The sequence below is a fragment of the Streptomyces sp. NPDC102279 genome, assembly GCF_044766365.1.
In the GTDB taxonomy this organism is placed as follows: Bacteria; Actinomycetota; Actinomycetes; order Streptomycetales; family Streptomycetaceae; genus Streptomyces.
Genome location: NZ_JBIWLU010000015.1, coordinates 114,346 through 128,552, shown reverse-complemented (window position 1 = coordinate 128,552; position 14,207 = coordinate 114,346). Strand labels below are relative to the sequence as shown.

The following is a 14,207-nucleotide window of genomic DNA, read 5'->3' as shown; positions in this document are numbered from 1 at the left end:
CCCCACAAAAATCGGAGGCGGTGCGAGGGCCCGCGCGCCCACACTGTCCGCACCGGGCGCCGCGTTCCCGCGCGCCCGTGTCGGATCCCCGAGGAGCTCGCCCGTGCAGGCAGCCGTCACCGTCACGCCCGCCCGCATCCCGGAGCTGCTGCTCGGTCTCGCCACCGTGCGGCCCGTCTTCCTGTGGGGCGCCCCCGGCATCGGAAAGTCCTCCCTGGTCCGGGAGTTCGCCGAGTCGCTCGGGCTGGAGTGCGTGAGCCTGCTCGGTACGCAGCTGGCGCCGGAGGACCTGATCGGCGTGCCGCAGATCCGTGACGGACGCTCCGTCTTCTGCCCGCCCGAGGCGATCGCCCGCGACGAGCCGTACTGCCTGTTCCTGGACGAGCTGAACGCGGCGAGCCCCGACGTCCAGAAGGCCTTCTACTCGCTCATCCTGGACCGGCGCATCGGCGACTACGAGCTGCCGCGGGGTTCCATCGTGATCGGCGCCGGCAACCGCGCGACGGACAACGCGCTGGCCCGTCCGATCGCCTCGGCGCTGGTGAACCGTCTCACGCACGTCCACCTGGAGGCCTCCCCCCGGGACTGGCTGGCCTGGGCCGCCGTGAACGACATCCACCCCTGGGTCCTCGACCATCTCACCGACCGCCCCGACCACCTGTGGTCGAAACCGCCGAAGACCGAGGAGCCGTTCTCCACACCGCGCTCCTGGCACATGCTGTCCGACGCGCTCGGCTCCTTCGGGCCCGGCATCGACGAGGAGACGCTGAAGGTGATCGCGCACGGCACCCTGACGCCCGCGCACGCGGTGGCCTTCTGCGGCTACGTCAAGATCGTGCGGAGCCGGTTCGGCATCGAGGCCGTCATCAAGGGCGACGCCCGCTGGCCCTCCCGTCCGGAGGACCGCGACCTCCTCTACTACCTCGCCGAGTCCTTCCGCGGACGGCTCGTCAAGGAACTGCCCGCCGGCAAGGAGCACCTCTCGGCGAACACCCGGCAGACCGCGTACCGCGCCAAGTCCCTGCTCGTGCAGCTCGCCGAGATCTCCGTCGAGGTCGCCCAGAGCGTCATCGCCGCCGACGCCGACGGCAACCCCGTCCTGCCCGCCTGGTTCCTGGTGGAGGCGGCCCGCGACATGCCGCGCCTGGTGGAGGCCCGCCAGTGAGCCCGCGCGGCGGGACGCCCGCACCTCGCTGCGCCGGGGCCGCGCGATGAGCCGGAACCGCAAGGCCGGCGCGGAGACCCGACCTGATCCGGCGGCCGAGGCGTTCGCCGAGGGGATGCGGCTGGTACGGGCCAACCGGGCGCTCGCCGCGATCGGGTTCAGCACCTGCCGGCAGAAGAACTGCGCCAGTGCGCCGCGCGAGGGACTGGTCGCCGTCGACTCCGACGGCGTTCTGCACGTCGACCCCGCCCGGCGGGCCGAACCGGCGGCCTGGGCCTGGGCCGTCGCGCACGCCGTCATCCACCTCGGCTTCGGCCACGTACCGGCCGCGGTCGGCACGCGGGTGCAGCCGGACCGCTTCGACCGCGCCGCCCGCTGCACGGTGGTGAACCGCTTCCTGCTCGGTTTCCCGATCGGCACCACCCCCGAGGACCTCCCGGCCGGCTATCCCGACGGCGACGAGGAGCGGCTCGCCGCCCGCTGGCGCCGGGACGGCGTCCCGCCGCTCTACGAGAACTGCGGTACGGCGGGCGGCGGTCCGGATCAGCTGCTGGTGCCCTGGGACACCTGGACCGGTGGCACCCCGCCCGACTGGCAGGTGGCGTTCGCGCACGCCCTCACCCGCACGATGGCCACCGCCATGGACATGGCGGGCGGCCGGCGCGCCTCCATGCGCGGCGGGCCCACCCGGCTCCAGCCGTGGGAGCGGGCCCTGAGCTGGTTCATCTCCTCGTACCCGCTGCTCGGCGGTGTGGCGGCCGGCATCACACTCGTCGCCGACGCCGAACTGGCCCGCGCCCACGGCATCTCCGTCGCCGCCGTCGACACCGAGGCCGCCGAGATCTACGTCAACCCGTTGCGCGAACTCGACGACGAGGAATGGCGGTTCGTCCTCGCCCACGAGATGCTGCACGCCGCCCTGCGGCACGGCGACCGCTGCGGACCCCGTGACCCGTACCTCTTCAACGTCGCCGCCGACTACGTGGTCAACGGCTGGCTGAGCGAGATGCGCGTCGGTGCCATGCCCGACGGGCTGCTGTACGACCCGGAGCTGAAGGACCTCTCGGCCGAGGAGGTGTACGACCGGATCGCCGGGGACCTCCGCCGGATGCGCCGGCTGTCCACGCTGCGCGGCAAGGGCGCGGGCGACATCCTCGGCGGCCCGCTCGGCGAGCCCCGCGACCACGTCGACCTCGACGCGTTCTACCGCCGCGGTCTCGCCCGGGGACTCGACCTGCACCAGCAGCAGGAACGCGGCTTCCTGCCCGGCGGACTGGTCGAGGAGATCCGCGCCCTGAGCCAGCCGCCGCTGCCGTGGGACGCCCGACTGGCCCGCTGGTTCGACGAGTTCGTGCCCCGGCCCGAACCCCTGCGCTCGTACGCGCGACCCTCGCGCCGTCAGGCGGCCACCCCCGACATCCCGCGTGCCGGACGCTGGTTCCCGCCCGAGGAGGTCGCCCGCTGCACCTTCGGCGTCGTCCTCGACACCTCCGCCTCCATGGACCGCACCCTGCTCGGCAAGGCGCTGGGCGCCATCGCCTCGTACGCCTCGTCCCGGGACGTACCGGCGGCACGGGTGGTGTTCTGCGACGCGGCGCCGCACGACGCGGGCTATCTGCCGGTCACCGAGATCGCCGCGAGCGTACGGGTCCGCGGTCGCGGGGGCACCGTGCTGCAGCCGGGCATCGACCTGTTGCACCGCGCCGACGACTTCCCGCCCGGCGCGCCCGTCCTGGTCATCACGGACGGCTACTGCGACGTGCTGCGGGTGCGGCGCGAACACGCCTACCTGATCCCGCAGGGCGGCCGGCTGCCGTTCACCGCGCGCGGGCCCGTGTTCCGGGTCCGCTGAACTCCCGGACACGGCACGGCACACGCGAGGGGAACAGAGCCCGGGCGGGGGCCCCCGCCCGCCCCCTTTCGCGCCCCCGCCGGGGAAATCCCGGACACCGCCCGGCAGGTCGCGCCCCCATCCGTGCGGTGCACCGGTCCCGGGTGTGATCGGATGGGAGCACGGACCCCGGCAACGGGACCACACGTGAAAGGAATCACCGTGGCTACCACGCGCACCGCACACACCGAGTGGGAAGGCAACCTGCTCGAGGGCAACGGCGTCGTCACCTTCGACTCCTCCGGCATCGGCCAGCAGCCGGTGACGTGGGCGTCGCGGGCGCAGGACGCCAACGGCAAGACCAGCCCCGAGGAACTGATCGCGGCCGCCCACTCCAGCTGCTTCTCGATGGCGCTGTCGCACGCCCTCGCGGGCGCCGGCACCCCGCCCACCAAGCTCCTCACCAACGCCGACGTCACCTTCCAGCCCGGCGAGGGCATCACCGGCATCCACCTCACCGTGGAAGGCACGGTGCCGGGCCTCGACAACGACGGCTTCGTGGCCGCGGCCGAGGACGCCAAGAAGAACTGCCCCGTCAGCCAGGCCCTGACCGGCACGCCGATCACCCTGTCGGCGAAGCTCGCCTGACGCACACGCACCGGTGCCGCGCCTCCGTCGGGGGGCGCGGCACCGTCGTGTCCGCCTCCGTCCGTGCGCCACGCGCCATTGACAAGCGGGTACGCGCGTCCTGTGCTGGGGGGCGGGCAGAGCCCTTCTGGAAGGGGACGGACATGACACGTGCGGTCGGGATCGATCTCGGTACGACGAACTCGGTGGTGGCCGTCCTGGAAGGCGGTGAGGCCTCCGTCGTCGCCAACGCGGAGGGCGCGCGCACCACACCCTCGGTGGTGGCCTTCGCGAAGAACGGCGAGGTGCTGGTCGGCGAGGTCGCCAAACGCCAGGCCGTGACGAACGTCGAGCGCACCGCACGGTCCGTGAAGCGGTACATGGGCGACGTGAACTGGCGTTTCCCCGAGTCGGGCGGCATCGACGGCACCCGGTACCGCGCGCAGGAGCTGTCCGCGCGGGTGCTGCAGAAGCTGAAGCGGGACGCCGAGGCCTATCTGGGCGAGGACGTCACGGACGCCGTGATCACCGTGCCCGCCTACTTCGACGACGCGCAGCGCCAGGCCACCAAGGAGGCGGGCGAGATCGCCGGTCTCAAGGTGCTCCGGATCGTCAACGAACCGACGGCAGCGGCCCTGGCGTACGGCCTGGACCGGGGTGAGGAGCAGACCGTCCTCGTCTTCGACCTGGGCGGCGGCACGTTCGACGTGTCGCTGCTGGAGATCGGTGACGGCGTCATCGAGGTCAAGGCGACCAACGGCGACACCCGGCTCGGCGGCGACGACTGGGACCAGCGGGTCGTCGAGCACCTCGCCCAGCGTTTCAAGGCCGCGCACGGCATCGATCTCGGCCACGACAAGATGGCGCTGCAACGGCTGCGCGAGGGCGCCGAGAAGGCCAAGATCGAGCTGTCCTCGTCCACGGAGACCACCGTCAACCTGCCCTACATCACCGCCACCTCCGACGGTCCCCTGCACCTCGACGAGAAACTGACGCGTGCCCAGTTCCAGGAGCTGACGGCCGACCTGCTGGCCCGCTGCCGGACGCCCTTCCACCAGGCCGTCAAGGACGCGGGCGTGAAACTGGCCGCGGTCGACCACGTCATCCTGGTCGGCGGCTCCACCCGGATGCCCGCCGTCACCGACCTGGTGAAGGAACTCACGGGCAAGGAACCGCACAAGGGTGTCAACCCGGACGAGGTCGTGGCCGTCGGCGCGGGGCTCCAGGCCGGCGTGATCCGCGGCGACGTGAAGGACGTCCTGCTCCTCGACGTCACCCCGCTGTCCCTCGGCATCGAGACCAAGGGCGGCATCATGACCACGCTCATCGAACGCAACACCACGATCCCCACCCGGCGTTCGGAGATCTTCACGACGGCCGCCGACAGCCAGCCCTCCGTCGGCATCCAGGTCTACCAGGGCGAGCGCGAGATCGCCGCGTACAACAAGAAGCTCGGGGTCTTCGACCTCACCGGGCTGCCGCCCGCGCCGCGCGGGGTCCCGCAGATCGAGGTCGCCTTCGACATCGACGCCAACGGGATCATGCACGTCTCCGCGAAGGACCTGGCCACCGGGCGCGTGCAGAAGATGACCGTGACCGGCGGCTCGGCGCTGCCCAAGTCCGACATCGACCGCATGATGCGCGAGGCCGAGCAGTACGCGGAGCAGGACCGGGACCGCCGGGAGGCCGCGGAGACCCGCAACCAGGGAGAGCAACTCGTCTACCAGACCGAGCGGTTCGTCCGTGAGAACGACGAACGCATCCCCGCGGAGACAAGGACGGAGGTCGCCTCCGCCGCCGCCGGTCTGAAGCAGCTCCTGGACGACTCCTCCACCGACACCGCCGCGCTGCGCACCGCGATCGAGAAACTGGCCACCGTCAGCCAGCAGATGGGCCAGGCCATGTACGCGCGCACCGAGCAGGGCACGCCCCCGCAGGACGAGCCGGCCACCGAACAGGCCGCGGGCGAGGACGAGGGCGTGGTGGACGCCGAGATCGTGGAGGACGACCGGGACGCGGACCGGACACAGGACCGGGACCGGGGCACGAGGGACGGCGCCGCGTAACCGCCGGCCGTCCCGCACCGCGTCCCGCGCCGGGCGCGTGCTCAGAAGCTCCGGCGGCACTCCTCCAGGATCTCCTTGGTGCGCTGCGCGGAGGCGGCGTGCGCCGTCATGTGGTCCAGCACCTCCAGGTGCAGGGCCACTTCCTCCCGCGCGTCGAGGTAGAGGGCGCCCGTCACGTACTCGCTGTAGACGACGTCCGGGAGTTCCGGCTCGGCGAACCGGAACAGCGTGAAGGAGGTGTACGTCCCCGGGTGCGGGCCGTTCGCGAACTCCGCCACCTGGAGCGTCACATGGTCGAGGTCGACCCATTCGAGGAGCCGCGCCATCTGGTCGCGCATGACCTCGCCCCGGATGCTCACCGGACGCAGCAGCGCCGTCTCGTCCATGATGATCCACAGGTGGGGCGGGTTCGCGCGGGTCAGCAGCGCCTGCCGCTTCATGCGCAGCGCCACGTGCCGCTCGATGGCCCCCGGTCCCGTCTGCCCGACCGTTCCGGCCTCCAGCACGGCCCGCGCGTAGTCCTCGGTCTGGAGCAGTCCGGGCACGAAGTGCGGTTCGTAGGAGCGGATCAGCTGGGCGGCGCCCTCCAGGCTGACGTGCATGCTGAACCAGTCGGGCAGCACGTCGTGGTACCGCTGCCACCAGCCGGGCCGGTTCGCCTCCTCGGCCAGCGCGACGAACGCGGCGGACTCGTCGTCGCTCACGCCGTACGTCGTCAACAGGACCTGCACGTAGGGGATCTTGAGGGCGACCTCGGCCATCTCCATCCGCCGTACGGTCGCCGGCGCGACCCGCAGGACCCGGGCCGCCTCCTCGCGCCTCAGACCGGCCGCCTCGCGCAGTTCCTGCAGCCGCCGCCCCAGTACCACCTGCCCCACGGTGGGCGCGGGTCGCCGCTCACTCACGCCACGCCTCCCCACGCGCCGAAGTATGGGTGCAGTGTGCCATGTCCGTGGAGAACCATCACGGGTCGGCTTCAACGGGGTTGCGCACAGTCCGCTTTGTCGTGCGCGGCACCGGATTCCGGCAAACCTCGAAAGGTGATAGGCCGTCAGGACAGCAGTGTGTGGAGGTACTTGACGGTCGCCGGGTCCGCCGGGAGGAACGTCTCGATGGCGAGTTCCGCGACCGTCACGTCCATCGGGGTGTTGAACGTCGAGATGGAGGAGATGAACGACAGCACCCGCCCCTCGTGCTCGATCCGCATCGGCAGCGCGAAGGAGGGCACGGAGCCGAGCGATTCGTCGCCCCCGGCCGGCTCCGGGGCCGTGTCCGGGACCGGATACGCGGCCACCTCCTCGTACAGCGCGCGCAGCGGTTCCGAGCGGCGCAGCGCGATCTGCCGGTCCATCTGGGCGAGCAGATGGTCCCGCCAGGCGCGCAGGTTGCGGATGCGCGGGGCGAGGCCCTGGGGGTGCAGGGTCAGCCGCATCGCGTTCAGCGGCGGGGCCAGGAGGCGGTCGGGGACACCTTCCAGCAGCACGGCGATGCCCCGGTTCGCGGCGAGGACGTCGTACGTGGCGTCCACGACCAGCGCCGGATACGGCTCGTAGCCCTGGATCAGCCGCTCCACCCCCTCGCGCAGGGCGTCCATCGACGGGTCGTCGAGCGGTGTCTCCGGATAGTGCGGGGCGTAGCCGGCCGCGAGGAGCAGCGCGTTGCGCTCCCGCACCGGCACGTCGAGGTGCTCGGCGAGCCGCAGCACCATCTCCTCGCTGGGCCGGGAACGGCCCGTCTCCACGAAGCTGATGTGACGCGCCGAGGAGCCCGCCCGTAGGGCGAGCTCCAGCTGGCTCACCCGCCGCTGCTCCCGCCAGCCGCGCAGCAGCGGGCCGACGCCGCTCTCCGCGGGGGCACTTGAGGAACCGGCGGCACCGGGCGGGACAATGCTCATACGAGGACCGTAGTCGAGGAGTGGCACGTGAACGAGCTGTGGAACCTGTCCTGGGAGGCGGAGGCCCGATACCGGGCGCGGGTCCGCGGCTGTCTGCTGGGCGGCGCGGTCGGGGACGCCCTCGGCTACCCGGTCGAGTTCGACGCGCTGGACAGCATCCGCGCGGCGCACGGCCCGCGCGGGGTGCGGGGCCCGGTCGCCGACGGCGCCGGTGCCGTCGGCCTGGTCAGCGACGACACCCAGATGACCCTGTTCACGGTGGAGGGCCTCCAGCAGGCGCACGCGCGCGAGCGGCACAAGGGCATCGGCGGCGGCTGGTCCCGGCTCGTACGCATGGCGTACGGGCGCTGGCTGGACACTCAGACAGCGGCCCGACCCGCCCCGGACGTGCACGGCGGACTCGCCGCGCAGCCCTGGCTGTACGCCCGCCGCGCACCCGGCAACGCCTGCCTCTCCGGGCTCAGGGAGCGCGAGTACTGCCCCGACCCGGCGGGCGAGCTGGGCCCGCCCGGACCCGTCAACCCGGACTCCAAGGGGTGCGGCTCGGTGATGCGCTCCGCGCCCTTCGGACTCACCCGGACCTTGGCCGAGTCGGCGTTCGCCATGGCCGCCCGCTGCTCGCAGATGACCCACGGCCACCCGACCGCCTCCTACGCGTCCGGAGCGCTCGCCGCGATCGTCAGCCACCTCGTCGCCGGGGACTCCCTGGAGGGCGCGGTGCTGCGCGCGCTCCGGCTGCTCGCCCGTCACCCGGCCCACGAGGAGACCACGGCGGCGCTGAACCGGGCCCTGGACCTCGCCTCCGAGGGCGCCCCGAGCGCGGAGAAGGTCGAGTCCCTCGGCGCCGGCTGGATCGCCGAGGAGGCCCTCGCCATCGCCGTCTACTGCGCCCTCGCGGAGCACGGGGTCACCGACGCGCTGCTGCTGTCCGTGAACCACTCCGGCGACAGTGACTCCACCGGCTCGCTGTGGGGCAACCTCCTGGGCGCCCTGCACGGCGACCACCGGCTGCCGCACGAGTGGGTGGAGCAGGTCGAGGGCCGCGCCACGATCACCCTCCTGGCGGACGACCTCGCCGCGGAGTGCGTCCGGCGCTGAGGCGGGGCGACGCTGCGGGCCCGCGCGGGTGCCGGTGGTGCCCGGCCGTGTCCGCGGGGCTGTGGCACGCTGAGGGGACGTCCCCAGCTCCGCCGTACGAAGGGAACCCGCTCATGGCCGTCGAACCGCTGGCGCAGAAGGACATCGAGGAGCGGCTGGCGGGGCTGCCGGGCTGGTCCCTCGACGGTGACCGGCTCGCGCGTTCCTACCGGCTCGCCTCGCACTTCGCGGCGACCGCGATGGTCGTGCACATCGCCCAGGTACAGGAGGAGCTCGACCACCACTCCGACCTCACGCTCGGCTACAACACGATCTCCCTCACCGTGAACACGCACAGCGTCGGCGGCGCCGTCACCGCCCTCGACTTCGATCTCGCCCGCAGGGTGGAGGACCTCGCGCCGGGCCACGGGGCACACTGACCCACGTGCTGGACTACGACAGGGAAGCCGACCGGTACGACGACACACGGGGCGGCGAGCCCCGGGCCGCCGCGGCCGCCGACGCCGTCCTCACCCTGGTCCCCGAGGGCGCCCGGACGCTCCTCGACCTGGCCTGCGGAACCGGCATCGTGACCCGGCGGCTCGCCGGGCGGCCCGGGCTCCGGGTCCTGGGCGCGGACACGGCGCACGGCATGGCCCGCAGGGCCGCCACACGTCTGCCCGGCGCCGTCGTCCGCGCCGACTCCCGTCGGCTTCCCTTCCAGGGCGGGTCGTTCGACGCGGTCACGGTGGTCTGGCTGCTGCATCTGCTGGACGACGCGCGGCCCGTGGTCGCCGAGGCCGCCCGGCTGCTGCGCCCCGGTGGCGTGCTCGTCACCACCGTCGACAAGGCCGCCGCCCACGACGTCGGCAGCGACATCGACGCGCTGTGCGCGCCCTACCGTGCCGGGCACGCGGCCGACGGATCGGCGCGCGTCACCGCCTACGCCGCCGAGCACGGCCTGACGCCGGACGGGACAGCTCCGTTCCGGGGCCACGGGCAGGGCCGAACCCCGCGCCGCGTCGCCCGGCAGGTCCGGGCCGGCGAGCTGTACGCCTCCGGCGGCCACCGGCTCGCCGACCGTGTCGAGGCGCTGCCCGACCCGGACGGCCCGCGCCCCGAACCCGAGTTCACCCTGCGTGCCTTTCGCCGGCCCTGAACTCCGCGGTGACGCGCGTCAGTCGGTGGTCCGCCGGGTGAAGTCCATCGCCCAGTTGGGCAGCCAGGTCCTGCCGCCGTCCAGGGAGAACGCCTGCTCCCAGCGGGCGGTGGTCGCCGAGATCCCCGACCACACGTACCGCACCCGCACCTCCTTGCCGTCGTGGGTGTCGTCCCCGAGGAACACCCCCTGTCCGTCCGGCCCGAACCTCCCCAGCACCGGCGGGAACAGTCTGCCGCTGCGGCTGGACGACCAGTTCAGCGACCACAGTCCGCTCTCCACGTCGAAGAGCCGCAGGGTGAGTCCCTTCCAGCCCTGGCCCGGCACGTCCAGCTCGTCGAGGTTCGCCGCGCCGCCGAACAGGTTCCAGCAGCGGCTCGTCGCCGGGAACCGGACCCAGTCGCTGTCCGGATCGAGGAAGTCCGTGCGCCGGGTGTTCAGGACGTCCCAGTCGCCGTGCAGGAAGTCGAAGTCGTGGGGGGCGGCAGCGGTGTCGCGGGCGGTGCTCATGAGCGGCCACCGGTGGTTCCCTCGGGCAGCGAGTCGGCCAAGTAGCCCTCCAGATCGGGCACTTCGGGGGCGAGCAGGTGTCGCACCCAGGCGTCCCGCTCGTGCAGGATCGGCGGCAGCTCCCAGACGCAGCCGATCCACGGGAGGTCGGGTGCGATGAAACGGGTCGGGTCCCGGTCCGGGCAGCCCAGCACCGGCTGGCCCGCCGCGGCGCCCCGGAAGTGCAGCACGTTGTCCCACACCCAGCTGTAGGCGTTCAGATAGGCGCCGTCGTCCGCGCCCCGGTGCAGGACGACGAACGTGGCCGGGGGAGTGCCGTCCGGCTCGGGCAGCAGCCCCGGCAGTGCCGCGTACGCCGCGCGCTCGACGTCGGGCTCGATGCCGGCCGGGTCGGCGGTGACGTGGTAGCGCTTGATCCACCGCCCCGCCACCTCGATGGGCGGCTGCACGGTCAGGAACTTCTCCCGGAAGCCCCCGGAGGATCGGGGGGCGGGAGATGTGGAAGGGGAACCGGGGGAGCGGACGGAACCGGTGGGATCCATGGAGGTCGTCGAAGCCATGGCAGGACGCTAAGTCTCCTTCACTGACATCCTGTGTCAGTGAAGTCCAGCCGTCTCGTCTCGATCCTCCTGCTGCTCCAGACCCGCGGGCGGCTGACCGCGGCCCAGCTCGCCGAGGAGCTGGAGGTGTCGGTCCGGACGGTGTACCGCGACGTCGAGGCGCTGAGCGCGGCGGGCGTACCGCTCTACGGGGACGCGGGGCACGCGGGCGGCTACCGGCTCCTCGACGGCTACCGCACCCGCCTCACCGGTCTCACCACCGAGGAGGCCGAGGCCCTCTTCCTCGCCGGGGTGCCCGGACCGGCCGCCGAACTCGGCCTCGGCGCGGTCCTGGCCGCCGCCCAGCTCAAGGTGCGCGCCGCCCTCCCGCAGGAGCTGCGCGAGCACGCCGACCGGGTCTCCGGACGCTTCCACCTGGACGCGCCGGGCTGGTACGCGGACGCCGACGCGACCCCGTACCTCCCCGCCGTCGCGGACGCCGTCTGGAACAGCCGCGTCCTGCACGTCCGTTACCGCCGCTGGCGCGAGCCCACCGACGTGGAGCGCCGCCTGGAGCCGTACGGTCTCGTCCTCAAGGCGGGCCGCTGGTACGTCGTCGCCGGTCCGGGACCGCGCACGTTCCGGGTCGACCAGATCCTCGAACTCGAATCGCCCGGCGAGGAGTTCACTCGTCCGGACGGCTTCGATCTGACGGCGTACTGGACTCGGTACCAGCGTGACTTCCACGACCGGCTGCACCGGGCGGAGGCGGTCGTGCGGATCGCGCCCGGCGCGGACCCCGGCGGCCTCACGGGACGGGCGGTCGAGGACAACGGCCGTACGGACGCCGACGGTTGGACGCGAGCCACCGTCCCCATCGAGTCGGTCGACCGGGCCCACGACGACTTCCTTCGCCTCGGCACGGCGGTCGAGGTCCTGGAGCCTGCCGAACTCCGCGCCCGCCTGAGCGCGACGGTCGCCGAACTGGCCCGGAGGTACGCGCCGCGTACGTGACGACGTCGCGTCCGCCCTCCGGGCCCGATCGGAGGGGGAAGCACCTCCGATCAGGCGACTTGGGAACTTCTTTGCCACTCCGGTCAGTTCTGACAGGGCGGCCGGCGTTGCACCGGCCGCCAGGGAACGACCAGTGCGACGAGTGAAGGAGCAACACCGGCATGGTGTTCGAACGGCTGCTCGGGGCGATCGGCGTGGGCGCCCCCTCGGTGGACACGGTTCTGGACGGCGGGGCGCTGCCGCCCGGCGGGTCGCTGTCCGGCGAGGTGCGCCTGAGAGGCGGTGGCGCGGTCGCGGAGATCGAGCACATCGTCCTCGAACTGGTCGCGCGGGTGAAGGCCGAGCACGAGGACGGGGACAGCGAGGGCCTCGTCACGTTCGAGCGGTTCACCGTCGGGGGCGGTTTCCGGCTCGACGAGCAGGAGGAGCGGTCCGTGCCGTTCCGGGTGACGCTCCCGTGGGAGACACCGGTCAGCGAGTTGTACGGTCAGCCGCTCGGTGTCGTCCTGGGCGTGCGCACCGAGCTGATGCTGGCCGGGGCGAAGGACCAGGGTGATCTGGACGCGCTGGCGGTGCGCCCGTCGCCCGTCCAGGAGGCGATCCTCGAAGCCCTCGGACAGCTGGGCTTCGTCTTCCGGTCCGCCGACCTCGAACGGGGGCGGATCGGCGGCACGGCCCAGCGGCTGCCGTTCTACCAGGAGATCGAGCTGGCCCCGCCGCCGCGGTACGCGCACGCGGTGAACGAGATCGAGCTGACCTTCCTGGCCACCGGGTCCGCGACGGAGGTCGTCCTGGAGGCGGACAAGCGCGGCGGCCTCCTCACCTCCGGACACGACACCCTCACCCACTTCACCGTCGGCCACGACGACATCGCCGGCCGCGACTGGAACGCCGAGGTGGACGGCTGGATCCGGCACCTGGTGGAGCACCGCCAGTCCTACGGATCCGGGTCCTACGGCTCCTACGGCCCGTACGCGGATCCGGACCCGTACGCCGGTCGTGTCGGCCACGCGGAGCCGCACGGCGGTCACCGGTCGGGACCGGGCGCGGGCACGGCGATCGCCGCAGGAGCCGCGGGTGTGGCCGTGGGCGTCGTCGGCACGGTCGCCGCGGAGGTCGTCGACGAGATCGGCGACTTCTTCGACGGCGAGGAAGAGGACGCGGACGACGACGGGGGAGAGGGGCAGGACGAGGGATAGAAGCGTGGCACGCCCCAGATCGACGGCCCCGGCTCAGGGGCCGAAAGCCCCCAGGCACAATTTGCCTGACGCAGTCCCATCTCGCAGAGGATGATCCACGCATGATGACGCTCACCAAGGAAGACGGCCCGGCGGATCTGGACGGTGTCACCCACCTGTCCATAGGGGTGTCCTGGGACCCCACCTCCGGAAGCAGCGGCGGGGTGCTGGGCGCGCTCCGCCGCAAGAGTGGAACCGACCTCGACCTGATCGCCATCGCCATGCAGGGCGGCGAACCGGTACGCCTCGCGGGCCTCGACTCCCTCGACCCGATGGGCAACGGCTCGCTGCTGCACAGCGGCGACAACCAGACCGGGCGCGGGGACGGCGACGACGAGACCGTGACCGTCGAGTTCGCGCGGGTCCCGCCCAACATCACGTCCATCGTGTTCATCGCCGCCGCCTACAAGAAGGGCAGTTCCTTCCAGAAGGCGCGCAACATCAGCTTCAAGGTGTACGACGCCACCGGGGGCAGCAGCACGCAGGTCGCCGACATCTGGCCGAGCCTGCTGTCGCAGGACAACGGCTGCGCCGTGGCCAAGGCGCAGCGCGACGGCAATGCCTGGAAGCTCCAGGTGATCAACCTGACGGGGAAGATCAAGCAGGGCGACGAGAACGCCCTCATGCGGTTCGCCGTCAGCAAGTGACCGACGGGCTGGGGTCCTTGTCGGCCGGCCCGGGCGACAGGGCCGGAGCGCGGGCCGCGGTGGCCGGCCGGACGTCGCCCGCGCCGGTGTGAGGCTGCGCGGCCCCTTCGCAGGAGGGGGCCGCGGCCTCCCGGGCCCCGGGAGGGCAGGCGCGGCTCCTGGACGGGACCCGCCCCGCTGAACCGAACAGCGTCAGCGGAGGCCGGCCCCGGGTCGCCGAGTGGCCTGGTGGCCGGGTGGCCTGGTCGTCCGGGGCGCGGCCTGTCTCCTTCCACCGCGGACGGGCACCGTCCGCGGCGACGCGTTGCGGGAGGGCACCCTCGATCCGTACGAAGCCGTCGCTCAGGAAGCGCTCCGGTATCACCGTCGGGGCCCCCACTTTTTGCCGTTCGAGCAAGGCGACTGGCCGCTTCCGGGGGGTGGCGGGCACGCTGTCGGCA

General features: G+C 72.7%; 14 protein-coding genes. 10 read left to right on the top strand and 4 right to left on the bottom strand.

The annotated features are described in order from the left end of the window. Positions 1-103 precede the first annotated feature (103 nt). From ACIRQH_RS33640 to dnaK, 4 genes are all read left to right on the top strand, one after another. A complete protein-coding gene (locus ACIRQH_RS33640; protein WP_355874137.1) occupies positions 104-1,165 on the top strand; it encodes a MoxR family ATPase in 1,062 nt (353 codons plus the stop codon). Between the two features lie 46 nt (positions 1,166-1,211). Next, positions 1,212-3,017 carry a DUF2201 family putative metallopeptidase gene (locus ACIRQH_RS33635; RefSeq protein ID WP_388876455.1) on the top strand — a complete coding sequence of 602 codons (1,806 nt, stop codon included), beginning with the start codon at positions 1,212-1,214 and terminating at the stop codon, positions 3,015-3,017. A gap of 201 nt (positions 3,018-3,218) precedes the next feature. Next, entirely contained in the window at positions 3,219-3,644 is a 426-nt protein-coding gene (locus ACIRQH_RS33630) for an OsmC family protein (protein WP_355874132.1), read from the top strand. A 143-nt stretch (positions 3,645-3,787) separates the two neighbouring features. Further along, positions 3,788-5,689 (top strand): molecular chaperone DnaK, encoded by a 1,902-nt coding sequence (gene dnaK / locus ACIRQH_RS33625; protein ID WP_388876452.1) that lies wholly within the window; start codon positions 3,788-3,790, stop codon positions 5,687-5,689. Between the two features lie 41 nt (positions 5,690-5,730). Here the strand turns inward: dnaK and ACIRQH_RS33620 are convergent, their stop codons facing one another. Beyond that, on the bottom strand, positions 5,731-6,594 hold the full coding sequence (locus ACIRQH_RS33620) for a helix-turn-helix transcriptional regulator (RefSeq protein WP_358820112.1): 864 nt from the start codon (positions 6,592-6,594) through the stop codon (positions 5,731-5,733). A 146-nt stretch (positions 6,595-6,740) separates the two neighbouring features. Continuing rightward, complete coding sequence (locus ACIRQH_RS33615) at positions 6,741-7,583, bottom strand: helix-turn-helix domain-containing protein (RefSeq protein ID WP_388876449.1); 843 nt, start codon at positions 7,581-7,583, stop codon at positions 6,741-6,743. Positions 7,584-7,610: 27 nt separating this feature from the next. Between ACIRQH_RS33615 and ACIRQH_RS33610 the strand changes: the two genes are divergently transcribed. The 3 genes from ACIRQH_RS33610 to ACIRQH_RS33600 all read left to right on the top strand — a co-directional run bounded on the left by ACIRQH_RS33610 (position 7,611) and on the right by ACIRQH_RS33600 (position 9,819). Further along, positions 7,611-8,681 carry an ADP-ribosylglycohydrolase family protein gene (locus ACIRQH_RS33610; protein ID WP_404228572.1) on the top strand — a complete coding sequence of 357 codons (1,071 nt, stop codon included), beginning with the start codon at positions 7,611-7,613 and terminating at the stop codon, positions 8,679-8,681. A 113-nt stretch (positions 8,682-8,794) separates the two neighbouring features. Then, complete coding sequence (locus ACIRQH_RS33605) at positions 8,795-9,100, top strand: 4a-hydroxytetrahydrobiopterin dehydratase (RefSeq protein ID WP_358820109.1); 306 nt, start codon at positions 8,795-8,797, stop codon at positions 9,098-9,100. 5 nt (positions 9,101-9,105) lie between these two features. Then, entirely contained in the window at positions 9,106-9,819 is a 714-nt protein-coding gene (locus tag ACIRQH_RS33600; protein WP_388934093.1) for a methyltransferase domain-containing protein, read from the top strand. A gap of 18 nt (positions 9,820-9,837) precedes the next feature. Here ACIRQH_RS33600 and ACIRQH_RS33595 read toward each other — a convergent pair whose 3' ends face one another. Together ACIRQH_RS33595 and ACIRQH_RS33590 are read right to left on the bottom strand one after the other, a co-directional pair. Next, positions 9,838-10,329 (bottom strand): hypothetical protein, encoded by a 492-nt coding sequence (locus ACIRQH_RS33595; protein ID WP_358820107.1) that lies wholly within the window; start codon positions 10,327-10,329, stop codon positions 9,838-9,840. Next, on the bottom strand, positions 10,326-10,778 hold the full coding sequence (locus tag ACIRQH_RS33590; RefSeq protein WP_358820159.1) for a hypothetical protein: 453 nt from the start codon (positions 10,776-10,778) through the stop codon (positions 10,326-10,328). The genes ACIRQH_RS33595 and ACIRQH_RS33590 overlap by 4 nt, the downstream gene beginning before the upstream one ends. Before the next feature lie 150 nt (positions 10,779-10,928). Between ACIRQH_RS33590 and ACIRQH_RS33585 the strand changes: the two genes are divergently transcribed. The 3 genes from ACIRQH_RS33585 to ACIRQH_RS33575 all read left to right on the top strand — a co-directional run bounded on the left by ACIRQH_RS33585 (position 10,929) and on the right by ACIRQH_RS33575 (position 13,767). After that, positions 10,929-11,882 (top strand): helix-turn-helix transcriptional regulator, encoded by a 954-nt coding sequence (locus tag ACIRQH_RS33585; protein WP_388876440.1) that lies wholly within the window; start codon positions 10,929-10,931, stop codon positions 11,880-11,882. Between the two features lie 161 nt (positions 11,883-12,043). Beyond that, positions 12,044-13,081 (top strand): sporulation protein, encoded by a 1,038-nt coding sequence (locus tag ACIRQH_RS33580; RefSeq protein WP_404228567.1) that lies wholly within the window; start codon positions 12,044-12,046, stop codon positions 13,079-13,081. 101 nt (positions 13,082-13,182) lie between these two features. Next, positions 13,183-13,767, top strand: coding sequence for a TerD family protein (locus tag ACIRQH_RS33575; RefSeq protein WP_081220239.1), 585 nt, complete (start codon positions 13,183-13,185; stop codon positions 13,765-13,767). The last annotated feature ends 440 nt before the right edge of the window (positions 13,768-14,207 follow it).